Source organism: Pseudomonas sp. Irchel 3A5, assembly GCF_900187575.1.
GTDB lineage: Bacteria > Pseudomonadota > Gammaproteobacteria > Pseudomonadales > Pseudomonadaceae > Aquipseudomonas > Aquipseudomonas folii.
Window position 1 is genome coordinate 18146 of the sequence record NZ_FYDU01000009.1, and the last position, 23672, is coordinate 41817.

General features: G+C 57.1%; 21 protein-coding genes. 3 read left to right on the plus strand and 18 right to left on the minus strand.

Going from position 1 to position 23672, the window contains the following annotated elements; translation table 11 throughout:
• Positions 1-64 precede the first annotated feature (64 nt).
• From odhB to sdhC, 6 genes are all read right to left on the minus strand, one after another.
• Positions 65-1315 carry a 2-oxoglutarate dehydrogenase complex dihydrolipoyllysine-residue succinyltransferase gene (odhB, locus tag CKW31_RS16200; RefSeq protein ID WP_095096965.1) on the minus strand — a complete coding sequence of 417 codons (1251 nt, stop codon included), beginning with the start codon at positions 1313-1315 and terminating at the stop codon, positions 65-67.
• A 41-nt stretch (positions 1316-1356) separates the two neighbouring features.
• Positions 1357-4188 (minus strand): 2-oxoglutarate dehydrogenase E1 component, encoded by a 2832-nt coding sequence (locus CKW31_RS16205; RefSeq protein WP_095096968.1) that lies wholly within the window; start codon positions 4186-4188, stop codon positions 1357-1359.
• Between the two features lie 260 nt (positions 4189-4448).
• Positions 4449-5153: a succinate dehydrogenase iron-sulfur subunit gene (locus tag CKW31_RS16210; protein ID WP_032629172.1), complete on the minus strand. Its 705-nt coding sequence runs from the start codon at positions 5151-5153 to the stop codon at positions 4449-4451.
• A gap of 11 nt (positions 5154-5164) precedes the next feature.
• Entirely contained in the window at positions 5165-6937 is a 1773-nt protein-coding gene (gene sdhA / locus CKW31_RS16215; RefSeq protein WP_095096971.1) for a succinate dehydrogenase flavoprotein subunit, read from the minus strand.
• 3 nt (positions 6938-6940) lie between these two features.
• Positions 6941-7309, minus strand: a complete 369-nt coding sequence (gene sdhD, locus CKW31_RS16220) for a succinate dehydrogenase, hydrophobic membrane anchor protein (RefSeq protein ID WP_095096975.1) — start codon at positions 7307-7309, stop codon at positions 6941-6943.
• Complete coding sequence (gene sdhC / locus CKW31_RS16225) at positions 7303-7677, minus strand: succinate dehydrogenase, cytochrome b556 subunit (RefSeq protein ID WP_080238188.1); 375 nt, start codon at positions 7675-7677, stop codon at positions 7303-7305. The genes sdhD and sdhC overlap by 7 nt, the downstream gene beginning before the upstream one ends.
• A gap of 362 nt (positions 7678-8039) precedes the next feature.
• On the opposite strand from sdhC, the gene gltA reads away from it, so the two are divergent.
• Positions 8040-9329 (plus strand): citrate synthase, encoded by a 1290-nt coding sequence (gene gltA, locus CKW31_RS16230; protein ID WP_027900891.1) that lies wholly within the window; start codon positions 8040-8042, stop codon positions 9327-9329.
• Positions 9330-9658: 329 nt separating this feature from the next.
• Here the strand turns inward: gltA and CKW31_RS16235 are convergent, their stop codons facing one another.
• The 9 genes from CKW31_RS16235 to CKW31_RS16275 all read right to left on the minus strand — a co-directional run bounded on the left by CKW31_RS16235 (position 9659) and on the right by CKW31_RS16275 (position 16917).
• Positions 9659-10264, minus strand: coding sequence for an START domain-containing protein (locus CKW31_RS16235; protein ID WP_095096978.1), 606 nt, complete (start codon positions 10262-10264; stop codon positions 9659-9661).
• A 56-nt stretch (positions 10265-10320) separates the two neighbouring features.
• A complete protein-coding gene (locus tag CKW31_RS16240; RefSeq protein ID WP_095096981.1) occupies positions 10321-10578 on the minus strand; it encodes a YkgJ family cysteine cluster protein in 258 nt (85 codons plus the stop codon).
• Positions 10579-10651: 73 nt separating this feature from the next.
• Positions 10652-11266: a translation initiation factor 2 gene (locus CKW31_RS16245; protein ID WP_095096984.1), complete on the minus strand. Its 615-nt coding sequence runs from the start codon at positions 11264-11266 to the stop codon at positions 10652-10654.
• A 117-nt stretch (positions 11267-11383) separates the two neighbouring features.
• Positions 11384-12823 carry a PLP-dependent aminotransferase family protein gene (locus CKW31_RS16250; protein WP_095096987.1) on the minus strand — a complete coding sequence of 480 codons (1440 nt, stop codon included), beginning with the start codon at positions 12821-12823 and terminating at the stop codon, positions 11384-11386.
• A 215-nt stretch (positions 12824-13038) separates the two neighbouring features.
• On the minus strand, positions 13039-13854 hold the full coding sequence (locus CKW31_RS16255) for an OmpA family protein (RefSeq protein WP_095096990.1): 816 nt from the start codon (positions 13852-13854) through the stop codon (positions 13039-13041).
• Positions 13851-14177, minus strand: a complete 327-nt coding sequence (locus tag CKW31_RS16260) for a DUF4398 domain-containing protein (protein ID WP_095097559.1) — start codon at positions 14175-14177, stop codon at positions 13851-13853. Before CKW31_RS16260 ends, CKW31_RS16255 begins: the two co-directional genes overlap by 4 nt.
• 75 nt (positions 14178-14252) lie before the next feature.
• Positions 14253-15077: an ABC transporter substrate-binding protein gene (locus CKW31_RS16265; RefSeq protein WP_095096993.1), complete on the minus strand. Its 825-nt coding sequence runs from the start codon at positions 15075-15077 to the stop codon at positions 14253-14255.
• A 158-nt stretch (positions 15078-15235) separates the two neighbouring features.
• Positions 15236-16165, minus strand: a complete 930-nt coding sequence (locus CKW31_RS16270) for an electron transfer flavoprotein subunit alpha/FixB family protein (RefSeq protein ID WP_095096996.1) — start codon at positions 16163-16165, stop codon at positions 15236-15238.
• 2 nt (positions 16166-16167) lie between these two features.
• Positions 16168-16917 carry an electron transfer flavoprotein subunit beta/FixA family protein gene (locus CKW31_RS16275; protein WP_095096999.1) on the minus strand — a complete coding sequence of 250 codons (750 nt, stop codon included), beginning with the start codon at positions 16915-16917 and terminating at the stop codon, positions 16168-16170.
• A gap of 526 nt (positions 16918-17443) precedes the next feature.
• On the opposite strand from CKW31_RS16275, the gene CKW31_RS16280 reads away from it, so the two are divergent.
• Positions 17444-19099, plus strand: a complete 1656-nt coding sequence (locus CKW31_RS16280; protein WP_095097002.1) for an electron transfer flavoprotein-ubiquinone oxidoreductase — start codon at positions 17444-17446, stop codon at positions 19097-19099.
• 74 nt (positions 19100-19173) lie between these two features.
• Here CKW31_RS16280 and CKW31_RS16285 read toward each other — a convergent pair whose 3' ends face one another.
• Positions 19174-20079: an AraC family transcriptional regulator gene (locus CKW31_RS16285; RefSeq protein ID WP_095097005.1), complete on the minus strand. Its 906-nt coding sequence runs from the start codon at positions 20077-20079 to the stop codon at positions 19174-19176.
• Positions 20080-20257: 178 nt separating this feature from the next.
• Between CKW31_RS16285 and CKW31_RS16290 the strand changes: the two genes are divergently transcribed.
• Positions 20258-21310, plus strand: a complete 1053-nt coding sequence (locus CKW31_RS16290) for an NAD(P)-dependent alcohol dehydrogenase (RefSeq protein ID WP_095097008.1) — start codon at positions 20258-20260, stop codon at positions 21308-21310.
• A gap of 132 nt (positions 21311-21442) precedes the next feature.
• On the opposite strand, the gene CKW31_RS16295 is transcribed toward CKW31_RS16290, so the two are convergent.
• Together CKW31_RS16295 and CKW31_RS16300 are read right to left on the minus strand one after the other, a co-directional pair.
• Positions 21443-22252, minus strand: a complete 810-nt coding sequence (locus CKW31_RS16295; RefSeq protein WP_095097011.1) for an IclR family transcriptional regulator — start codon at positions 22250-22252, stop codon at positions 21443-21445.
• A 77-nt stretch (positions 22253-22329) separates the two neighbouring features.
• Positions 22330-23640 (minus strand): MFS transporter, encoded by a 1311-nt coding sequence (locus CKW31_RS16300; protein WP_095097014.1) that lies wholly within the window; start codon positions 23638-23640, stop codon positions 22330-22332.
• Positions 23641-23672 lie beyond the last annotated feature (32 nt).

Here is a 23672-nt window from a genome sequence, read left to right on the forward strand (position 1 = left end):
CCCGAGCTCCAGCCCACGCTGCTTTTCTCTTGCAGCTTGCGGCTTGCAGCTCGGGGCTGCCTCATCAGATATCCAGCAGCAGACGAGCCGGGTCTTCCAGCAGGTTCTTGATGGTCACCAGGAACGTCACGGCTTCTTTACCATCGATCAAACGGTGATCGTAGGACAGAGCCAGGTACATCATCGGGCGGATCACAACCTGACCATTGACCGCCATCGGGCGCTGGATAATGTTGTGCATGCCCAGGATGGCCGCTTGCGGCGGGTTAACGATTGGTGTCGACATCATCGAACCGAAAGTACCACCGTTGGTGATGGTGAAGGTACCGCCAGTCATTTCGTCGATGGACAGTTTGCCGTCACGGGCTTTCTTGCCGAAGGTAGCGATGCCGCCTTCGATTTCAGCCAGGCTCATCTGCTCTGCGTTACGCAGAACCGGAACTACCAGACCACGGTCGCTGGACACAGCAACACCGACGTCGGCATAGCCGTGATAAACGATGTCGGAACCGTCGATCGATGCGTTGACTGCCGGGAAGCGTTTCAGCGCTTCGGTAGTAGCCTTGACGAAGAACGACATGAAGCCCAGACGTACGCCGTTGTTGGACTTCTCGAACAGGTCCTTGTACTTCGAACGCAGCGCCATGACTTCGGTCATGTCGACTTCGTTGAACGTGGTCAGCATCGCCATGTTCGATTGAGCTTCAACCAGACGCTTTGCAACGGTGGCACGTACACGAGTCATCGGTACGCGCTTCTCGGTGCGGTCGCCAGCAGCGACGACTGGAGCAGCGGCAGCGGCTGGCTTGGCGGCCGGTGCAGCAGCAGGCGCGGATTTCTTCGCTTCGACAGCAGCCACCACGTCTTCCTTGGTGACGCGGCCATCTTTACCAGTGCCTTTGACGCTGGCCAGGTTGATGCCGTTTTCTTCAGCCAGTTTGCGAGCAGCAGGGGCAGCAACCGAATCTTCGTCGCCGGCAGCGGCTGGAGCAGCAGCTGGAGCGGTCGCCGGAGCAGCCGCTTGAGCCGGGGCAGCAGCAGGTGCGGCTGCGGCAGCCGGAGCGGCAGAAGCGGTAGCACCACCATCCAGCGTTGCGATCAGTTCGTTGGAGAGGACGATTTCGCCCTCGCCTTTCACGATCGATGCCAGTACGCCGTCAGCCTCAGCCAGTACTTCGAGGACAACCTTGTCAGTCTCGATGTCGACCAGCAGCTCGTCACGTTTTACCGCCTCGCCCGGTTGTTTGTGCCACTTGGAAATGGTGCCGTCGGCAACTGATTCCGGGAAAGAGGGGGCTTTGATCTCGATAGCCATTATCTGTAATTCCTTAATTCGGTTTCTAATGCGCGAAGGCGTTAAACAGTGAAGGCATCTTGCAGCAGTTTTTCCTGCTGCTCGGCGTGCATCGAAGCGTAACCACATGCAGGCGCTGCAGAGGCGTCACGACCCGCATACTCGAGGACGAGGTTGCGGTTGTGATTGCCAACGCTGCGACGCAGGTGATGCTGGCTGCTGTACCAGGCACCCTGGTTCATCGGCTCTTCCTGGCACCACACTACATTCTGCAGATTGGTGTAAGGCGCAATCGCCTCCATCAGGTCGTCTTCCGGGAACGGGTACAGCTGCTCGATACGCACAATGGCGATATCTTCACGGCCTTCGGCACGGCGTTTTTCCAGCAGGTCGTAGTAAACCTTGCCGCCGCACAGCACCAGACGCGTCACCTTGGCGGCATCGAGGGTATCGATTTCCGGGATGACAGTCTGGAACGAACCTTCGGCGAGATCTTCCAGGGTAGAAACGGCCAGCTTGTGACGCAGCAACGACTTCGGTGTCAGCACGATCAGCGGCTTGCGCAGCGGACGGATGACCTGACGACGCAGCAAGTGGTAGATCTGCGCTGGCGTAGTCGGTACACACACCTGAATGTTGTGTTCGGCACAACCTTGCAGATAACGCTCAAGACGTGCCGACGAGTGCTCCGGCCCCTGCCCTTCATAACCGTGAGGCAACAGCATGGTCAGACCGCACAGACGGCCCCACTTGTGCTCACCGCTGGTGATGAACTGGTCGATGACCACTTGCGCACCGTTGGCGAAGTCGCCGAACTGGGCTTCCCAGATAACCAGCGCATCTGGCTGAGTCGTCGAGTAGCCGTATTCGAAGGCCAATACGGCTTCTTCCGAAAGGAAGGAGTCATACAGATCGAAACGTGGCTGACCGGCATACAGATTCTGCAGCGGAATGTAGGTACCGGCATCTTTCTGGTTGTGCAGCACAGCGTGACGGTGCGAGAACGTACCGCGGCCGATGTCCTGACCCGTCATGCGAATCGGGTGACCTTCGAACGCCAGAGTCGCGTACGCCATGGTTTCGGCGTAACCCCAGTTGATCGGCAGGCCACCGGCTTGCATCTTCTGACGGTCTTCGTAGATCTTCTGCACTTGACGCTGAACCACGAAACCTTCTGGCAGCTCCATCAGCTTGGCCGACAGTTCCTGCAGGGTCTTGAGGTCAAAACGGGTGTCGTGACGCGCAGTCCAGGCGTGGCCCAGATACGGACGCCAGTCCACGAACAGCTCTTTGTTTGGCTCTTTGACCAGACTTTTTACAACATGCAGACCGTTGTCCAGCGCGTTGCGGTAGTCGTCGATCTTGGCCTGTACACGAGCCTCGTCCAGAACGCCGGCCTTAATCAGGCTTTCGGCATACAGCTCACGCGTGGTGCGCTGCTTGGTGATCTGCTGGTACATCAGAGGCTGGGTGCCACTTGGTTCATCCGCTTCGTTGTGGCCGCGACGACGGTAGCAGACCAGATCGATAACCACGTCACGCTTGAACTGCATGCGGTAGTCGATGGCAAGCTGGGTCACGAATACAACGGCTTCAGGGTCATCGCCATTTACATGGAGAATCGGTGCCTGAATCATCTTGGCAACGTCGGTGGCGTACTCGGTAGAGCGCGAGTCCAGCGGGTTGCTGATGGTGAAACCTACCTGGTTGTTGATGACGATGTGGATCGTACCGCCCGTCTTGAAGCCGCGAGTCTGCGACATCTGGAAGGTTTCCATTACCACGCCTTGCCCTGCGAAAGCAGCATCACCGTGGAGGGAAATTGGCAGAACCTTGTCCCCGTTTGGATCGTTACGACGATCCTGACGAGCGCGAACCGAACCTTCGACCACCGGAGAAACGATCTCCAGGTGAGACGGGTTGAACGCCATGGCGAGGTGAACTTCGCCGCCAGTGGTCATCACGTTCGAGGAGAAGCCCTGGTGATATTTAACGTCACCGGAACCCAGCTCGACTTTTTTCTTGCCTTCAAACTCGTCGAACAGCTCGCGCGGGTTCTTGCCGAAGGTGTTGACCAGCACGTTCAGACGGCCCCGGTGGGCCATGCCGATAACGATTTCCTTGGTACCGTACGAACCGGAACGCTGGATCAGTTCGTCCAGCATCGGAATCAGGCTTTCACCACCTTCCAGACCGAAGCGCTTGGTGCCTGGGTATTTGGTGCCCAGATATTTCTCAAGACCCTCTGCCGCGGTAACGCGCTCGAGCAAATGGCTCTGGATTTCGGCAGAGAACGCAGGACGGCCACGAACACTTTCAAGACGCTGCATGAACCAGTTGCGCTGCTCGGAATCCACGATATGAGTGAATTCGGCGCCAATGGTGCGGCAATATGTCTTATGTAGGGCGTCCTGGATTTCGCGTAGGCTCGCTTCCTCTTTGCCAATGAACAAGTCACCGGCACGGAAAGTGGTATCCAGGTCAGCGTTGGTCAACCCGTAGTGATTGATCGACAGGTCAGCTGGCGCCGTACGTTGCCACAGCCCCAGCGGGTCGAGCTGGGCTGCCTGATGGCCGCGCATACGGTAAGCCTGGATGAGCCGCAATACTTCGACCTGCTTCTTTTCATGCTCGCTGCTCACGCTTCCGGCAGATACCGGTTGGGCGCGGCGCTGGTTTTTCGCCAGCAACACGAAATGATCGCGAATCGTCGAGTGCGATACATCGGTGGCAGAGTTGCCGTCAGCGGGCAACTTCTGAAAGTAGGTGCGCCATTCCTCTGGCACAGCGTTAGGGTCGTGCAGGTAGAGCTCATAGAGCTCTTCCACATAGGCAGCGTTACCACCGGAAAGGTGGGCACTGTTCCACATGCGCTGCATCACGCTTTCTTGCATGCTTGGTCACCCTCGGTAAGGGGACACCACCGGCGAAGACACCACAGCAAACCTGAGATAGTCATGTGCAGCGACTGTATCAAGCCACTTAGGATCACGCAGATAGTCCGGGTACCAGCCCGGATGCCCCTGCTGGTCTTATTTCTTCAAAATAAGAGCCGCAGCATTACTCGCTGCTGCTCAGGTTAAAACTACGGCGCCGGTTGAAGCCTGCGCCGCAGCGGTTACGGGTATTACGGCATTACGATGTAACAGTCAAATCAGACGCCGTTTTGCAGAAGCATGTTGCGCACGTGACCGATAGCCTTGGTTGGGTTAAGGCCCTTCGGACAAACGTTGACGCAGTTCATGATCCCGCGGCAGCGGAATACGCTGAACGGGTCATCCAGCGAAGCCAGACGCTCGGCGGTCTTGTTGTCACGGCTGTCAGCCAGGAAACGATAGGCTTGCAGCAGTGCAGCTGGACCGAGGAACTTGTCCGGGTTCCACCAGAAGGACGGGCAGGAAGTCGAGCAGCAAGCGCACAGAATGCACTCGTACAGACCATCCAGCTTCTCACGCTCTTCAGGAGTCTGAAGTCGTTCGATGGCCGGAGCCGGAGTATCGTTCAACAGATATGGCTTAACCTTCTCGTACTGCTTGTAGAAGATGCTCATATCAACAACCAGGTCACGTATCACAGGCAAACCAGGCAGTGGACGCACCACCAGCTTGTTGCCCTTGACCACGGCCGACAGCGGCGTGATGCACGCCAGGCCGTTCTTGCCATTGATATTCATACCGTCGGAGCCGCAAACACCTTCGCGGCACGAACGACGGTAGGAGAAACCTTCATCCTGTTCCTTGATCAGGGCAAGCACGTCCAGGACCATGATGTCCTTGCCGTCTGTATTGACCTGAAACTCCTGCATGAACGGCGCGGCGTCCTGATCAGGGTTGTAGCGATAAACACTGACTTGCAACATATCGGTCACCCTTAATAAGTCCGAATCTTAGGTTCAAAAGTCGGAACAGTTTTTGGCGAGAAGTTCACGGCACGTTTGGTCACGCGCTTATCACCCGGGAAGTACAGGGTGTGGCACAGCCAGTTTTCGTCGTCGCGATCTTCAAAGTCTTCACGGGCGTGAGCGCCGCGGGACTCTTTACGATGTTCTGCGGCAATCGCGGTAGCTTCAGCGACTTCCAGCAGGTTTTGCAATTCAAGCGCTTCGATACGAGCCGTGTTGAACGCCTGGCTCTTATCGTTGATCTTGACGTTGGCGATGCGCTCACGCAGACCCGCCAGCTGAGCAATACCTTTCTGCATGTATTCGCCGGTACGGAATACACCGAAGTAGTTCTGCATGCAGCTCTGCAGCTCTTTACGCAGGGAAGCGACGTCTTCGCCTTCTGTACGGTTGTTCAGGCCACTGAGACGCGCCAGAGCGGCATCGATGTCAGTTTCCGAAGCGCGACGGTAATCAACGCCTTCGTTAAGAGCCTGCTCAAGGTGCAGACCGGCAGCACGACCGAACACCACCAGGTCGAGCAACGAGTTGCCACCCAGACGGTTGGCACCGTGGACCGATACGCAAGCCACTTCACCCACAGCGAACAGACCTGGAATGATCTGATCGACGCCGGCAGCGTCCTGAGTGATCGCCTGACCATGAATGTTGGTGGCAACGCCGCCCATCATGTAGTGGCAGGTTGGAACAACCGGGATCGGAGCAACGGCTGGATCGACGTGCGCGAAGGTCTTGGACAATTCCATGATCCCTGGCAGACGGCTGTGCAGCACTTCTTCACCCAGGTGATCAAGTTTGAGCATGACGTGATCGCCATCAGGACCACAGCCGTTACCGGCAATGATTTCCTTGACCATGGAACGGGCAACAACGTCACGACCCGCAAGGTCCTTGGCGTTGGGCGCATAACGCTCCATGAAACGCTCGCCGTGCTTGTTGATCAGGTATCCACCTTCACCACGGCAACCCTCTGTTACCAGTACACCTGCACCGGCAATACCGGTCGGGTGGAACTGCCACATCTCGATGTCCTGAACCGGCACACCGGCACGCAGCGCCATGCCCACACCGTCACCGGTATTGATCAGAGCGTTGGTGGTGGAGGAGTAGATGCGACCGGCACCACCTGTAGCCAGTACAGTCGCGTTGGAGCGAATGTAGGAGGTTTCACCAGTTTCGATGCAGATGGCGATGATGCCGACGAAAGCGCCATCCTGGTTCTTGACCAGATCGACTGCGTAGTATTCGTTGAGGAATACAGTGCCTGCCTTCAGGTTGGCCTGATACAGGGTGTGCAGCAGTGCGTGACCGGTTCGGTCGGCAGCAGCACAGGTACGTGCAGCCTGACCACCCTTGCCGAAGTCTTTCGACTGGCCACCGAACGGACGCTGATAGATGCGACCCTGTTCGGTACGGGAGAACGGCAGACCCATGTGCTCGAGCTCGAAAACGGCTTCCGGACCTACGGAACACATGTATTCGATAGCGTCCTGGTCACCGATATAGTCGGAGCCCTTGACGGTGTCGTACATGTGCCAGCGCCAGTCATCGTTCGGATCGGCAGAAGCAATGGCGCAAGTAATGCCGCCTTGAGCGGAAACGGTGTGGGAGCGCGTCGGGAAAACCTTGGTGACTACGGCGGTCTTGTGGCCGCCCTGAGCCAGCTGCAAGGCAGCGCGCATGCCTGCACCGCCGCCACCAATAATGATGGCGTCGAATGAAAGTGTATTTATGTTAGCCATGACTCAGATACCCCAAAGAATCTGCACACCCCAGACGAAGTACGCGAACATCGCAACGCCGCAGAACGCCTGGAAAAGGAAACGCACAGTCGTCGCCGACTTGCCCAGCGCCATCGGCGTCAGGTAGTCAGTCGCGATGGTCCACATGCCGACCCAGGCGTGAGCGCCCAGGGCAACCAGAGCCAGCAGACTGAAGATGCGCATCCAGTTGTTTGAGAACAGTGCATGCCAGTGGGAGTAGTCGAGACCCGGGTGGGCGACGATGTATCCGATCAGGAAAATGAAATAAGCCGCGAGCACGACCGCAGATACGCGCTGCGCCATCCAGTCATAGAGGCCCGAACGCGACAGGTTAGTGACGTTGGTTACCATATCCATACTCCCGCCAGAACGATTACCACCACGGATACGGCGATAACGATTTTGGAGCCCAGCTTGCCGCCTTCCAGCGTCTCGCCAATGCCCGCGTCCATGATCAGGTGGCGGATGCCCGCTACCAGGTGATAAAGCAGGGCGGACAGCAGAGCCCAGATCACAAGCTTGGCCAGCGGACTGGTCAGATACGCTTTAACTTCACCGAACCCTTCTTCGGAACTCAGCGACTTGTCCAATGCATAGAGCATGATGACGAGGCCGACAAAGAGAATGACTCCGGAGACACGGTGAAGAATGGACGTGTAAGCAGTGACTGGGAGTTTGATGGTCCTTAGGTCTAGGTTTACAGGTCGTTGGCTTTTCACGGCTTTATTTCACACTTGAAGAGCCCCTAACTATCAGGGCAAATTATTGGGAAGTGCACTGGTCAGGTACCCACCACCCAGGGAGTGACGACCTCCGGTATACAGGCCCTAAAGCCCCTGGCGGTCGGACGCCGAGTATAGACAGTTAGGTTACTAATGACAACGCAGAGAGGCCCCTCAAATCGGTGATTGCGCTGGCCGGATAAAAAGCGTAAGTGACAGAATGTCGCAGGGCAAATCAAGCCTGAAAGCCTTCTGGAACACGACTTTAGGCAAATTGACTTTAGATTTTATCTAACTATAGTGGTGCGGGCCCTGCGTGGGGGGCCGTCTGATGATTTGAAGCATAAACAGGAGGCCACATGGCTGATAATAAAGCGCAGTTGATCATCGAGGGCGCAGCCCCCGTCGAGCTGCCCATTCTCACCGGCACCGTAGGCCCCGACGTGATCGACGTACGCGGTCTTACCGCCACCGGCCGCTTCACATTCGACCCAGGCTTCATGTCGACCGCCTCTTGCGAGTCGAAGATCACCTACATTGATGGTGACAACGGGATCCTGCTGCACCGCGGCTATCCGATCGAACAGTTGGCCGAGCAGTCGGACTACCTGGAAACCTGCTATCTACTGCTGAACGGCGAACTGCCAACCGCCGAACAGAAAGCCCAGTTCGTTGTTGTCGTGAAAAACCACACCATGGTTCACGAGCAGCTCAAGACTTTCTTCAACGGCTTCCGCCGCGACGCTCACCCGATGGCGGTGATGTGTGGCGTGGTGGGTGCACTCTCCGCGTTCTATCACGACTCTCTGGACATCAATAATCCGCAGCATCGTGAAATTTCGGCCATCCGTCTGGTTGCCAAGATGCCGACTCTGGCGGCGATGGTTTACAAGTACTCCATGGGCCAACCCATGATGTATCCGCGCAACGACCTGAGCTACGCAGAGAACTTCCTGCACATGATGTTCAACACGCCGTGCGAGATCAAACCGATCAGCCCGGTGCTGGCCAAGGCCATGGACAAGATTTTCATCCTGCACGCCGATCACGAACAGAACGCCTCGACGTCCACTGTACGTATGGCGGGCTCTTCGGGTGCCAACCCGTTCGCCTGCATCGCAGCCGGTATTGCCGCGCTCTGGGGCCCGGCGCACGGCGGCGCGAACGAAGCCGTGTTGTCCATGCTCGATGAAATTGGTGACGTATCGAACATCGACAAGTTCATCGCCAAGGCCAAGGACAAGAACGATCCGTTCAAGCTCATGGGCTTCGGTCACCGGGTTTACAAGAACCGCGACCCGCGCGCTACCGTGATGAAGCAGACCTGCGACGAAGTCCTCAAGGAGCTGGGCATCACCAATGACCCACAACTTGAGCTGGCCATGCGCCTGGAAGAGATCGCCCTGACCGATCCTTACTTCATCGAGCGCTCGTTGTACCCGAACGTCGACTTCTATTCGGGCATCATCCTCAAGGCAATCGGCATCCCGACCAGCATGTTCACCGTAATCTTCGCTCTGGCGCGGACTGTCGGCTGGATCTCCCACTGGAAGGAAATGCTTTCCAGCCCGTACAAGATTGGCCGTCCACGCCAGCTGTACACCGGCTACGTGTCCCGCGATATCGTGCCACTGGAAGATCGCAAGTAAGCTTCATGCGACAACTAAAAAGGGCTGCCATTGGCAGCCCTTTTTTGTGCCTGAAGAATATGGCTCGCAAAACAAACATTGGACCTGTAGGAGTGAGCTTGCTCGCGATAGCGTCAGGCCAGATGATGACTTCTCAACAGTTCGACCGCTATCGCGAGCAAGCTCACTCCTAAAAAAACATCTGATTTCAGTTGGTTATTTCATTTTTGATGAGAGCGCACGAGCACCGCGAGGCTGCGAAGGCGGCGTGTCAGGATAAATGCATCGCAGCCTTCGGCAGCTCCTACAGGTTCAAATCTCTGACTGACAGGATGCGTGACAACTGAAAACTACTTCTCAGCCCTTTCCCTCAGCGCCTTCAACGTATTGAACGGCGCTTCCACCACGAACTTGTTGGCCAGCCATGAAGGCACGCTGCCGCCCGGCTCGGTGTGTACCTGGTAAGTTACCTGCGTCTTGTTCGGCCCTTGTGGCACGAACTTCCAGAAGCCGTCGACTTGCGACACCCGCACAAAACCTTTTTCTTCGGGAATGTACTTGGGCACTTCCTCAAGCTTGCGGACCAGACTGCCGTCAGCCCCCTCTTCCGTCGTCACCAGCAACACAGAATCACGAGGCGTCACCGGCCATGGCGTGTTTATCTGCGTGTAAGTCCAGGCCTGGTTGCCTTCGTGCTTGAGCACTTTCTGCGATTTGCACTCATGAATCCAGGCACAGGCGCCCGCGACATCTTCCTGAAGGCTGCGCAACTTCGCGACACTTGCGTTGATAACCGTTTCACCACGGTAGGCCTTGTACTGAGAACCCGGCACCTCGCTCAGGGAAACCTTGATCCCGGCCTCATCCTTTGCAACCGTCCAGTCATCAGCCTGAGCACCAGTAGCCAAGAGAACAGTCACCCCACAGAGAACAGCCATTCGATGCAACGAACTCATTGTTGTATTCCTTATTGTTGAAGTTCAAGCGAATCAATTCTGCCGTACGGCACAGATCAGGCAACTGCAGTGGCTTCCTCCCACCAGGTGATCAGACGGATCGCATCAGCCTGATCGACGCCGCACACATCCTGCGCCGCCTTGAACTGGCTACACACCGCAGGCCGCTCAGGCTGGCCAAAGATCGCGCAGAGCATGTCGAGCGACAGGTGCAGGCAGCGTTCGCCCGCTGGTTTGCCGTCCGGCATGCCGGGAATGGGGGATGTGATAGAAGGCGCGATGCAGCAAGCACCACAACCTGAGCGGCAGTCCATGACCAGCAACCCTGACAGATAAAATTCGAGTAAGGATAGTAACCGCTGAAACGCGTGTTTGAAATGCCCGGCGCTATTGTCTGAATTTGAAATCCAGCGCTGCACCTTCCACGTCCCGACGACTGTCGTTACGCATCTGCAAATCCATTTCATTGCTCAGGATGCGCCCGTTGAGCTCGAACGGGTCATTACCGGACGCACGCTTATCACCGAACATCTGCGGCAATATCGGCTTGCGGGGCTTCACTTGGGTCGTTCCGGCAGGCTTCAGCTCTTCGGCCAGCTCAGGAGGCAGGCTCAAATCAAGCTTGGCATTGTTAAGGCTGGTGTCTTTGAGCGCTTTTTTACTTTCTGCCACCGACTTGCGGGTCACTGCCTCGCGCTTTTTTTCCTTCGCCGTCTTAACAGGCGCTTTGGCTGCTTCAGCCTTGTTCTGCTTGCTGACGGGAGCCGCATCAACGTTGGTCTTCACCGGAACCACCGACACATTCGGTGCCAGGTCGTGCACCTGTGTTTTTGCGGGTTCCGGGGCTGGCTTGGCAGACTCGGCCACAGGAGGGCTGACAGTGGTCTTCGCGGGAGCCTGAGCCTCGGCCGACACCTTGGGCTTGGGTGCAGCGCTGTCCTGAGCATCACAGGCGCTCAGAAGGACGACAACCGACAATGCAACACAACGGAAAACATTCATAGGGCAGAAATGGCAAAGGCCGAAAGCAATATGCTGGCCTGTTGCACGTCCAATAACAAGACCGAGATTCAACCTACAGAGCGACTCGCTATTTCTGCAGGGCCTACATAGCTGACCTCAGTAGAGCTCAACCGTTTCCTGGCATAACTGTTTGGCCAACATTCCGAGCGTCATGAGTGCGCGCTCCGCTTCACGATTCCATGGGATGCCACAGTTTAGCCGGATGCAGTGGTTGAACTGTTCTGTATTGCTGAAGATCAGGCCCGGCGCGATGCTGATGCCCTGCTCCAGCGCCCGGATGTGCAATTCCTGGGTGTTGACTCGCCCTGGCAAGCTGACCCACAGGATAAAACCGCCCAGCGGTCGACTCATCTGGGTGCCTTCGGGAAAATACTGCTGCACAGCGAGCTGAAAGGCGCTGAGATTTTTCCGATACTCGACGCGAATAAAGCGCAGATGGCGGTCATAGCCGCCATTTTCCAGATAAGCAGCAACCCCCATCTGGGTGACACTGCACGCAGAGTGAGTGCTGAATATTTGCAGACGCTGAATCTCAGCCTGGTATTTGCCCGCAATCATCCAGCCGATACGTACGCCGGGTGATAAAGTTTTAGAGAAGCTGGAACAATAGATAACGCGCCCCAGACGATCAAAGGCCTTCAGCGCCTTGGTTCGTCCCTGCTCAAACATCAACTCGCCATAAACATCATCTTCAACGACCTGGATATCGAAATCCGAGGCAAGCCGCAGCAAGTGCTTCTGCCGCTCTTCGGGCATGGTGCTGCCCAGCGGATTACTCAGGCGCGAAGTCAGCACCAATGCCTTGATCGACCACTGATTGGCGGCCAGCTGCAGCGCTTCCAGACTGATGCCCGTTTGAGGATCACTGGGTATCTCAATAACCTTGAGCCCCAGAAGATCAGCCAGTTGCAGGAGCCCGTAATAACTTGGCGATTCTGCCGCAATCAAATCCCCTGGCCGCGTCACCACCCTCAAAGCCATCTGCAATGCATCCACACAGCCGTGGGTAATCACCACGTCAGCCGGATCCACCACGACGCCTGCATCACGCATACGAATGGCAACCTGACGACGCAACGGTTCAAAACCCGGGCTGAACATGTAACTGAACGCTCGCGGACTTTGAAAACGAGTCACTTTTGCTATCTGCTGATGCAGGGCCCGCACAGGCAAATAGTCGACGTGAGGCACCGCAGCGCCCAGAGGGAAGACCCCTTCCCTGCGCGACTCCGTCAAAACCTGCTGAATGATGCTGCTGCGCGTTACCAGGCCCGGCCTCTCAACACGGGCGATATCGGGCGTGGGCGCCGTTAGCGCCGGGGTTTGGTGCACGTAGTAGCCAGACTGCGGCCGGGCGCGAATCAGCCCCTGATCCTCCAGATTCGCATAGGCCTGCAAGACGGTCGCATGACTCACATTCAGTTGCGAGCTCATTTTGCGCACCGATGGCACACGCTCGCCCGGCTGATAAACGCCACGACGAATGTCTTCAGCCAGTTGCTGAGCGATTTTCTGGTAGAGCAGAAGGTTGGTCATGACGCAGCCTCGGTACCGCTGGCGACTTGCTTTTGTAGGAAAATAGTCGATTTGTCACCAGAACAGTTGTGAAGTGTACTGGGACAGTTTCCCGAACGGCTAGTCCCTGAACCCGCTGATTAAAAAATTTATCAGGCAAAAGCGCCAAGCCGTAGGCTTTTTAAGCCAAAAAAAATCGACACCTGAAAACAGGCGTCGACTTTTTTCAAACTTTCTCAGCGATTGGGGCCGAGCTGCCCCTTCGAATCAGAAAAAACGATCTCGACCCGACGATTTTTTGCACGCCCACGCTCCGAGGCGTTGGCTTCAACGGGATATTCATCACCGTAGCCCTGAACATGGATGCGTTTTTCATCGATACCCAAATCCGTCAGCACGTCAGCCACCGACTGCGCACGCTCCTGAGACAAGCGCAGGTTTTCCTGCTTGTCGCCGACGTTGTCGGTGTAGCCTTCAATACGTACGACGCGCTTGGGGTTGAGCTGCAGAAATTGCACGACCTTGAGCACGGTCCGGTTAGCCGAACTTTTGAGTTCGGCATGACCGGTATCGAACAAAACGTCCCCCAATGTCATCACCAGGCCACGCTCAGTCTGCGTGGTAGCCAGGCTGACAATCTGGTCTTCCAGCCACTGGCCGTGTTGCTGGGCGCTGGCCAGCTTGGCTTCACGAAGCGCCAGTTGCAGACGTTGACGCTCCATCTCCTGCTTTTCCAGGCGCTCGGTGTTGAGCAGCAAATTGGCATGTTCACGGGCGATTTCACTGTACCGGCTACTGAGGTAAGCGTAGTGAGCCACGTCACTGCCGCTGCCCAGATAACTCGACAAGCGCTCCGCCTTGCCCAGCAATTCACCCGCCCGGACTACGTCTTTCGGGGCGCTGCGCAGCACATCGCTGTCTTCTTTGACCTTCTGGAAATCAGCATTGGCCTGTTGCAAGGCCTGTTCGCCACCCTGATGACCTGCGCAACCGTAAAGTCCGGCAGAACCCAGCAGCAGGCAAACGCTCAATACACGCGGAATAAGGTTCACTGGCCCTCCCCCAACTGCTTGCGCAGACGATTGAGGCGAGTATTCAGTTGGGTTACTTGCGCCTGGCTTTTTTCAGTCAGAACCCGAGCCTCCGCCAGACGCGCGTCCAGCTCAGCCTGTTCGGCCTGCATGCGTGCAGCCTTATACGACTCGTTGGTCATGTCGGATCGGGCCTGAGCGAGTTTCGATTCCGCCATGTGCATCTCTGGCTCATCGTCGACAGCGCCGACGGCCTTGGCCTGTGCAACGGCTTTTTCTGTCAGTTTCATCTGCTCGATGGGTGCCGGATCATTGGCACAGCCACCCAGGGTAACGAGTGCCATGGCGGCCAATAAGGGGCGTCTTTTTACAAATGAAGTCGCTAGACAGGTCACGAAAGAAATCACAAAAAAACATTCCTACTTGTTTGGGGCGCTGGCCGGTTGCAGTAATTGAGCCTTCCAGATTTCCAGATTGCGTTTGATTGCTTCGCCCGACAGGCCAGAGGCGGCCGATTCTGTCATCTTTTTCGCCAGTTGTCCGCGAAGCCAGGGATCGTTGCAGGCTGAGTTGAACGACAGTGCGAGATACAGACCGGGCTGGTCAACCGGTTGTGGTCGTGTCACCAGATCCTTGGTCAGGCCCAGGGTCTGTACCATTGCCAAACCTGGATAGCGACTGGCGAGAACGTAGTCCACCTGTCCCAGCATCAACTTCTGAAAAGCTTCAGTCAGATTGGGCAGACGCTCAAGGGTCAGCTGCGCCTTTACGGCCGCCTCGAACGCCTGGGTCAGCCGGATTCGTTCAGATGCTGCACCCGTGTGCCCCTGAAGATCAGCCAATGTATCCAGCGAGAGTGCTTGATCGTGGCGCGTCCAGACCATGATTTCATTCTGGATCAACGGCGGATGGATGTAGTCCAGCGCCTCCAGTTCGGCCTGACTCAGTGGCGCGTCCACCAACATGTCCATCCGACCGCTACGTACTTCTTCAAGCGCCTGACTGCGTTTCCCGGCATATAGCACCTCGACCTTGATCCCGAGCTCTTGCGCCGCCTGCTTGAACAGATCAGCACTGGCGCCCATCAGATGTCTGGGGTCCTGGGGGTCACGCCACAGGTAAGGCGGCGCATCCGGACTGCCGGTCACAATCAGACGTTCACACTTGCCCGCTGCCATTGCCAGGCCGGGCCCTGCAAGCAAACCGATGAAAAGCGCAGCAAGCAGCCTGTTTGACTGACCCATGGAGAATCCTTGTTTGCGTTCAGACTTTTTCTATAAGGCTTTAAAACAGCCAATAAAAAACCCGCTCGCCCGAACCACATGAACTCGCACTAACTGCGATGCTCACAGGCCGAAACGAACGGGGCTTTATGGAAGCACTTATAAGCGAAGCGTCCGGATTAGACCAGCTTCTCCAGCTCAGGAATGGCTTCGAACAGGTCGGCTACCAGACCGTAATCGGCTACCTGGAAGATGGGCGCTTCTTCATCCTTGTTGATAGCGACGATGACTTTCGAGTCTTTCATGCCTGCCAGATGCTGGATCGCGCCGGAGATACCCACCGCGATGTACAGCTGAGGCGCCACGATCTTGCCAGTCTGACCGACTTGCATGTCGTTCGGCACAAAGCCTGCGTCCACGGCGGCACGGGAAGCGCCAACAGCAGCACCCAGCTTGTCAGCCAGCGTGTACAGGTGCTTGAAGTTGTCGCCATTCTGCATGCCACGCCCGCCAGAAACGACGATCTTGGCAGCGGTCAGTTCCGGACGATCAGACTGGGCCAGTTCTTCACCGACAAAGCTGGATTTGCCTGCGTCATGAGCGGCAGAAACCGCTTCAACTGCAGCAGAACCGCCTTCAGCAGCAACCGGATCGAAACCGGTAGCGCGCACTGTGATGACTTTGATCGAGGCCGACGACTGAACGGTAGCGATGGCGTTACCCGCGTAGATCGGACGCTTGAAGGTGTCAGCCGACTCAACCGAAATGATCTCGGAGATCTGGTCGACGTCCAGCAGGGCAGCAACGCGCGGCAGGATGTTTTTGCCGTTGGAGGTGGCAGCCGCCAGGATGTGGCTGTAGCCAGCCGCCAGTTCTACCACCAGCGGAGCGATGTTCTCCGGCAGTTGATGGGCGTAGGCGGCGTTGTCCGCAACGAGAACTTTCGCCACACCCGCTACTTTGCCCGCGGCATCGGCAACAGCCGAAGCGCCTGCACCGGCAACGAGTACGTGAATGTCGCCGCCAATTTTGGCAGCAGCAGCGACAGTGTTCAAAGTGGCCGGAGCCAATGCAGCGTTGTCGTGTTCAGCGATTACCAAGATAGTCATGATCAGATTACCTTCGCTTCGTTTTTCAGTTTCTCGACCAGTTCAGCCACCGACTTCACCTTGATGCCCGCGCTACGCGCAGCAGGCGCTTCGACTTTGATGGTCTTGGTGGTCGATGCAGTGGAAACACCCAGAGCGTCTGGGGTCAGCACTTCAAGCGGCTTCTTCTTGGCTTTCATGATGTTGGGCAGCGACGCGTAGCGTGGCTCGTTCAGACGCAGGTCAGTGGTGACCACGGCTGGCAGGCTCAACGAAACGGTTTGCAAACCGCCGTCGATTTCGCGGGTCACGGCAACCTTGTCGCCGCTGACTTCAACTTTCGAAGCGAAAGTACCCTGGGCAAAACCGCTCAAGGCCGCCAGCATCTGGCCTGTCTGATTGTTGTCGCTGTCGATCGCCTGTTTGCCGAGGATGACCAACTGAGGCTGTTCCTTGGCAACGACCGCGTTGAGCAGCTTGGCAACGGCCAGAGAGTTCAGCTCTTCGGCAGACTCAACGAGGATGGCACGGTCGGCACCCAGAGCCAGCGCGGTACGCAGTTGCTCCTGAGCGTTGGTCGGACCAATGGACACAACGACGATTTCAGTCGCAACGCCCTTCTCTTTCAGGCGTACGGCTTCTTCCACAGCGATTTCGCAGAAGGGGTTCATCGACATTTTGACGTTAGCGAGATCGACGCCGGAGTTGTCCGCCTTGACGCGAACCTTGACGTTATAGTCGACCACTCGTTTGACAGCTACTAGAACCTTCATGGATTCCTCGTTTCTCTCCGGTGAAAAGAAAGTCGCCCGGTGCAGCACCCGGCGATGCATATGTACCCTTGAAGCAACCTCTGGGAACAGCCGTATTCGTACAGAACGAACGGCGGCCTCGATAAACAAGCCACCTAAACAGGGATAAACGCCAGATGCCGCACATCTGGGTAATGCAGGCGTGTAAACTTTGCACCCGCATTCTTCGTGGCCTGGATTGTCTGTAGCGCGCTCGTGACGCCTCAGAGGTACAGTTCAGGCGATGTTCAGCCTACGGCGAGCGCAAAACCGTCCGTATCTTGACCGCAAGCCGTTATGCGGTCAATACGACAAAACCGCCAGTCATGAGCCGCGCGTCTACGTTTTATCTGGCCTGCGGCCATTTCAAACAAACGTTTGTATTGGCCCTGCCGGGTGGTGTAGATATACTGCGCAGCATTCGAAGATGCGGGTTACTGATGCCCCGCACGCTGGTTAGTACGCTGCATATAAAAAAATACTGTGAGCCTTGAGTAGGAGATAGCCTGTGGAACGCGAATTTATGGAATTCGACGTCGTCATCGTCGGTGCCGGCCCCGCCGGGCTTTCTGCCGCGTGCCGTCTAAAACAAAAGGCTGCTGAAGCCGGTCAGGAAATCAGCGTCTGCGTGGTGGAAAAAGGCTCCGAAGTTGGCGCACACATCCTCTCGGGCGCAGTGTTCGAACCCCGCGCGCTAAACGAGTTGTTCCCGGACTGGAAAGACCTCGGCGCGCCGCTGAACACCCCGGTCAAGCGCGATGACATCTATGTCCTGCGCAGCGCTGAAAAATCGATGAAAGTGCCTGACCTGTTTGTGCCCAAGACCATGCACAACGAAGGCAACTATATTATCTCGCTCGGCAACCTGTGCCGCTGGCTCGCCCAGCAGGCCGAAAACCTCGGTGTAGAAATCTACCCGGGCTTCGCCGCTCAGGAAGCGTTGATCGATGAAAACGGTGTGGTACGCGGCATTATTACCGGTGACCTGGGTGTCGACCGCGAGGGTAAGCCAAAAGACGGTCTCTACACCCCCGGCATGGAGTTGCGCGGCAAGTACACCCTGTTCGCCGAAGGCTGCCGTGGCCACATTGGCAAGCAACTGATCAAACGCTTCAACCTTGATACCGAAGCTGACGCCCAGCACTACGGCATTGGTTTGAAAGAAATCTGGGAAGTCGACCCGGCCAAACATGAACAAGGTCTGGTGGTGCATACCGCTGGCTGGCCGCTGGACGATGACAACATGGGCGGTTCTTTCCTATATCACCTGGAAAACAACCAGGTGGTCGTAGGTCTGATCGTCGACCTGTCGTACAGCAACCCTTACCTGTCCCCGTTCGATGAATTCCAGCGCTACAAGCACCACCCGGTGGTCGCGCAGTACCTTGAAGGCGGCAAACGCATCAGCTACGGCGCGCGAGCAATCTGCAAAGGCGGTCTGAATTCGCTGCCGAAGATGGTCTTCCCGGGCGGCGCACTGATCGGTTGCGATCTGGGCACCCTGAACTTTGCCAAGATCAAAGGCAGCCACACGGCGATGAAGTCCGGCATGCTGGCTGCAGAGTCGGTGGCAGAGGCGTTACTTGCAGGTAAAGAAGGCGGCGATGAGCTGAACACTTATGTCTCCGCCTTCAAAAACAGCTGGCTGCACGAAGAGCTGCTCGCCAGCCGCAACTTCGGCCCGGCCCTGCACAAATTCGGCGCCATCATGGGCGGCGCGTTCAACTTCGTTGATCAGAACATCTTCGGTGGCAAGCTGCCGTTCACGCTGCACGACACCAAGCCGGATTATGCCTGCCTGAAGCTGGCAGCAGACTCGGCAAAGATCGACTACCCGAAACCCGACGGCAAGCTCAGCTTCGACAAGCTCAGCTCGGTGTTCATCTCGGGCACAAACCACGAAGAAGAACAGCCGTGCCACTTGAAGTTGACCGACCCGAGCATCCCGATCGGTACCAACCTGCCATTGTATGACGAACCCGCACAACGCTACTGCCCGGCTGGCGTTTATGAAGTGGTCACTCAGGAAGACGGCGAGAAGCGCTTCCAGATCAACGCCCAGAACTGCGTGCACTGCAAGACCTGTGACATCAAGGACCCTTCGCAGAACATCACCTGGGTGACACCGGAAGGCAGCGGCGGCCCGACGTATCCGAATATGTAACAGAGCAGCTGCAAGTTTTTAGCTGCAAGCTAAAAGAGAAAAGCCCCCTTACGGGGCTTTTTTTGTATCGCAAATCAAGCCGGAATTCGCAGTTGCAGCCCCTCTTCACCCGGGTTTCGGTTGAAGTAGCGCTTATATTCCCGGCTGAATTGCGACGTGCTTTGATACCCGACGCAATGCGCGACCTGCGCCACTCCCATCCCTTCGGCAATCAGCATTTGCTGGGCCTTGAGCAGGCGCAGACGCTTGAGATACTGCACCGGCGACAGCAAGGTGCTGCGCTTGAAATGCTCATGAAAGGTTGATGCACTCATGTTGGCCTGCCGTGCCAGGGTGTCCACATTCAACGGCTCGGCGTAATGGCTATGCAGGTAGGCCAGCGATGCCGCGACACGGGAAAAATGACTCTGCTGGGCGACCAGCGCACGCAAGACCCCGGCTTGAGGACCGCGCAACGCGGCATACAGCACTTCGCGCAGCCGCGACGGGCCCAGCACCTGGCAATCCAGCGGATCGTGCAGGCAACGCAACAATCGTTCGACGCTTTCCCGCATCGGCGCATCCAGCAACACCGAGGTCATGGACTCCGGAGTCTGCGCTTCAACAACCTGATCCGGCATCGGCCCCATGGCCTGCACCAGCTCGCCCAGCATCACCCGGTCAATCGCCACCGAAACGCCAAACAATGGCGCTTCAGGGGTGGCAAAGGTTTCGCACATGAACGGCACCGAAAGTGCCTGAACCAGATAATGCCCGGCACCGTAATCGAAGGTCCTGGTACCGAGACTGGCCAGCTTTCCGCCTTGAGCGATGATCATCAGGCTCGGCTCGTAGATCTGCGGGCTACTCGCTACATAAGTGGAAAGCGACACCACGTTGACTTCAGGCAGCAGCGTCGGGACGAAACCTGGACGCGTTGCCAATGGCTTGATCAGCGAAACGAGGGTGGCATTGGCATCGGATTGATGAGGCAACAACATGAGGCACCGGGCGGAGGATTAGACAGCTGCATGATCGCAGAAATGCCACATGTAGCAATATCAAACCCAAAACTTCCGGAGGATCAGGCATGAGTCGCGGAGGAATGACCATGGTCCTGAACCCCACCTTCCCGCAAACTGGTCAGCCTCAATTATTCATTGCCTTGCGAGGTTCACCATGTACACAGCTATCGGTTATGCCGCTCAATCATCGACCGCGCCCCTCGCCCCCATGTCCTTCGAACGCCGCAGCCCGCGTCCGGATGATGTGGCCATCGAAATCATGTTTTGCGGCGTTTGCCACTCTGACATTCACCAGGCCCGTGACGAGTGGGGTTTCGCGGCTTACCCACTGATGCCCGGCCACGAAATCGTCGGCAAAGTGACTGCGGTCGGTGCCGATGTCAGCAAGTACAAAGTCGGCGACCTGGTAGGCGTTGGCTGCATGGTTGACTCGTGCCGCACTTGCGACGCCTGCAAAGCGGATCTGGAAAACTACTGCCAGAACGGCATGACCCCAACCTATGCCGGGCAGGACCGCATCGACGGCAGCCTGACCATGGGCGGCTACTCCGACAGCATCGTAGTCAGTGAACGCTTCGTAGTGAGCATTCCTGAAAAACTGAACCTGGCCAGCGCTGCTCCGATTCTTTGCGCAGGCATTACCACCTACTCGCCACTCAAGCACTACGGTGTGAAGGCTGGTGACAAGGTTGGCGTGCTGGGCATGGGCGGCCTGGGCCACATGGGCATCAAGTTCGCCAAGGCCATGGGCGCTGAAGTCACCCTGTTCACCCGCTCCGCCAGCAAGGCAGAAGAAGGTCGTCGTCAGGGCGCTGATCATGTGGTCATCTCCACCGACGAAGCGCAGATGCAAGCCGTTGCCGGGACATTCAACTTCCTGCTGGACACCATCCCGGTGCAGCACGATCTCAACCCCTACCTGCAGACTCTGCGCTTCGATGGCGTGCACATTCTGGTGGGGCTGATCGAGCCAGTAGATCCGCCGGTGAACGCAGTAAATCTGGTCATGTCCCGCAAGGTACTGGCTGGCTCGATGATCGGTGGCATGGCAGAAACCCAGGAAGTACTGGATTTCTGCGCCGAACACGACATCACCTGCGACATTGAGATGCTCGACATTCGCAACATCAACGAAGCGTTCGAGCGTGTTGTAAAAGGCGACGTGAAGTATCGCTTTGTGATCGATATGGCGACGTTGAAAGCCTGATCGGTCAGCGATCCCTGCTGATTGGATGAATTCCTGTGGGAGCGGTGCTTGCCCGCGATAAGGCTAAACGCGATCTAACATGAATCGCGTCGCTCCTATCGCGGGCAAGCACCGCTCCCACAAGGTCAAAGCCTACCCACCCAATTCTGCCGACAACCTGCCTGCCACCTGTTTGATCAACGGCACCAGCTCGGCCATTTTTTCCAGCGGCATGTAAGGCACGGTACTGGCAATGCTGATACCGGCAACAATGTGTTTGCCCGCATCACGAATCGGCGCTGCCACGCAGCGGATCGACGGTTCGTTATCCTCCAGATCAAATGCGTAACCGCCCTCTACGTATTCATACATACGCTGACGCACCTGCTCCCAGGATTGCTCCTCGTGAGCGGGCCATGACGGATTGCGCGCCACTTCCGGCAGACTGACCTGATACAACCGCAGCCACTCGCTTTCCGGGCTGTCCAGCAGCAGCGCTTTGCCGATTCCGGTACGCGCCAGGGGCATACGATGGCCGACTCGCGACCGCATTTCAGGACCGTTACGTCCAGGATTCTTGTGCAGATAAAGCACTTCGTCGCCATCACGAATCGCGAGGTGGACAGTGTCGCCCGTCAACTGTGAAAGCTCATCCAGATACGGCCGGGCCAGCATCGCCAACGGCACTTCTTCGCGCGCCTGAAAGCCCAGTTCGATCAGCTTTGGCCCCAGCAGATAGCCGACCTGAGGCAAAACCCGCAGGTAACGCTCCTCTACCAGGCAACTGACCAGCCGGTGCGTGGTGCTGCGCGTCGTACCAATGCGCCGAGCGATTTCCTTGAGGTCCCGCGCACCGTCGGCGACGGCCTGGACCACGCCAAGTCCGCGCAACAGGGTTTGGGTTCCCGTCGGAGCTGGGTCCTTGGCAGTGCTGCTTGCTGTGTCGTCGAGCGCTTGCGACATATCCGGCCTTATCCCCTCAAAAAGCTGGCGGCATTATCGCCGCCAGCCCATTTCCATGCTACCCGCGATACCCGTCGTTACAGCTCGATACGCTCGACCTTGCCCACCAAGAGGATGTAGGACAGCGCGCCGATCAACGCCAGCACCGCAACGTAGGTGATCGCAGGCGCGAAGGAGTCGCCGGAGACCAGAAAGCCAATCACGATCGGCGTGGCAATTGCCGACAGGTTGCCAATGAAGTTGAAAGTCCCGCCCGTCAGGCCCAGCAGGCGCGCCGGAGCCAGGGTCGACACCAGCGACCAGGTGATGGATGCCAAGCCATTGCCGAAGAACGCGAGCGCGAGGAACGCGATGACCAGCGGCGTCGAATCCACGAAGTTGGCACCAATGATCGAAGTGGAAATCAGCAGACCGGCAATGATCGGTAACTTGCGCGCAAAACCGACGGTATGACCGCGACGAATCAGCCAGTCGGAGAAAAACCCCGAACACAGCACACCGACGAACGCCGCGAGAAATGGCAGGGAAGCCAACAGACCGGACTTGATGAAATCCATGCCTCGGTACTTAACGAGATACGTCGGGAACCAGGTCAGGAAGAACCACAGCGTAGAGTTCAGACAGAACTGACCCAGGTAGATCCCCCAGAGCTTGCGTTTGGTGAGAACGATGCCCAGATCCGCCCAACTGAACGGACGCTTCTCCTTCGCCGTATCAGCCTGGATATCCACCAACCCGCCGCCCTCGCGAATCAGCTCGATTTCCGCCTCGTTAACGCCTTTGAAATCACGAGGCTCGCGATACACCATGTACCAGATGACCGCCCAGAGCACGCCCACAGCACCGGTGCTGACAAACACCATGTGCCAGCCGTAATGCGCTTGCAGCCAGGCGAGTACCGGTGTCAGAAATGCCAGACCGACAAACTGGCCTGACGTATAGAAACCAATGGCCGTGGCTCGCTCACGCTCGGGAAACCATGTGGTGACCACACGACTGTTGATGGGATACGCCGGTGCTTCCAGGGCGCCCACCGCCATGCGCAACACGAACAGTGCGATGAAACTGGCAGCGAAGCCGAGCATGATGGTCGCGATGGACCACAGCGCCAATGCGACGGTGTACAGAATTCGGGGCGGTACACGGTCAACCAGCCAGCCACCGGGTAATTGCATGGCAGCGTAAGTCCAGCCGAACGCCGAGAAAATCAGCCCGACATGCACCGGATCGATACCCAGTTCGCTGGTCAGTGCGGGCGCGGCGATGGACAAGTTGCTGCGGTCCAGATAGTTGATCACGACGGTGATGAACAACAGCACCATGATGAAGTAACGCTTGCGAGTAGGCGTGACTAAAGACGCCGCCCCTTCGAGAGTGCGGGTTTGCATGTGAGGTGCCTCTTTTTGTCTTTATTGAGGTC

Excerpts from the sequence above, each read along its gene's own strand:
- CKW31_RS16295 (WP_095097011.1), bottom strand. The coding sequence starts at position 22,252 with ATGTCGCAAGCGCTCGACGACACAGCAAGCAGCACTGCCAAGGACCCA.
- sdhD (WP_095096975.1), bottom strand. The coding sequence starts at position 7,309 with ATGGTAACCAACGTCACTAACCTGTCGCGTTCGGGCCTCTATGACTGG.
- CKW31_RS16270 (WP_095096996.1), bottom strand. The coding sequence starts at position 16,165 with ATGACTATCTTGGTAATCGCTGAACACGACAACGCTGCATTGGCTCCG.
- CKW31_RS16250 (WP_095096987.1), bottom strand. The coding sequence starts at position 12,823 with ATGACCAACCTTCTGCTCTACCAGAAAATCGCTCAGCAACTGGCTGAA.
- sdhA (WP_095096971.1), bottom strand. The coding sequence starts at position 6,937 with ATGGCTAACATAAATACACTTTCATTCGACGCCATCATTATTGGTGGC.
- CKW31_RS16275 (WP_095096999.1), bottom strand. The coding sequence starts at position 16,917 with ATGAAGGTTCTAGTAGCTGTCAAACGAGTGGTCGACTATAACGTCAAG.
- CKW31_RS16205 (WP_095096968.1), bottom strand. The coding sequence starts at position 4,188 with ATGCAAGAAAGCGTGATGCAGCGCATGTGGAACAGTGCCCACCTTTCC.
- odhB (WP_095096965.1), bottom strand. The coding sequence starts at position 1,315 with ATGGCTATCGAGATCAAAGCCCCCTCTTTCCCGGAATCAGTTGCCGAC.
- gltA (WP_027900891.1), top strand. The coding sequence starts at position 8,040 with ATGGCTGATAATAAAGCGCAGTTGATCATCGAGGGCGCAGCCCCCGTC.
- CKW31_RS16210 (WP_032629172.1), bottom strand. The coding sequence starts at position 5,153 with ATGTTGCAAGTCAGTGTTTATCGCTACAACCCTGATCAGGACGCCGCG.
- CKW31_RS16260 (WP_095097559.1), bottom strand. The coding sequence starts at position 14,177 with ATGGCACTCGTTACCCTGGGTGGCTGTGCCAATGATCCGGCACCCATC.
- CKW31_RS16300 (WP_095097014.1), bottom strand. The coding sequence starts at position 23,640 with ATGCAAACCCGCACTCTCGAAGGGGCGGCGTCTTTAGTCACGCCTACT.
- CKW31_RS16235 (WP_095096978.1), bottom strand. The coding sequence starts at position 10,264 with ATGAGTTCGTTGCATCGAATGGCTGTTCTCTGTGGGGTGACTGTTCTC.
- CKW31_RS16285 (WP_095097005.1), bottom strand. The coding sequence starts at position 20,079 with ATGTTGTTGCCTCATCAATCCGATGCCAATGCCACCCTCGTTTCGCTG.
- CKW31_RS16265 (WP_095096993.1), bottom strand. The coding sequence starts at position 15,077 with ATGGGTCAGTCAAACAGGCTGCTTGCTGCGCTTTTCATCGGTTTGCTT.
- CKW31_RS16240 (WP_095096981.1), bottom strand. The coding sequence starts at position 10,578 with ATGGACTGCCGCTCAGGTTGTGGTGCTTGCTGCATCGCGCCTTCTATC.
- CKW31_RS16245 (WP_095096984.1), bottom strand. The coding sequence starts at position 11,266 with ATGAATGTTTTCCGTTGTGTTGCATTGTCGGTTGTCGTCCTTCTGAGC.
- CKW31_RS16290 (WP_095097008.1), top strand. The coding sequence starts at position 20,258 with ATGTACACAGCTATCGGTTATGCCGCTCAATCATCGACCGCGCCCCTC.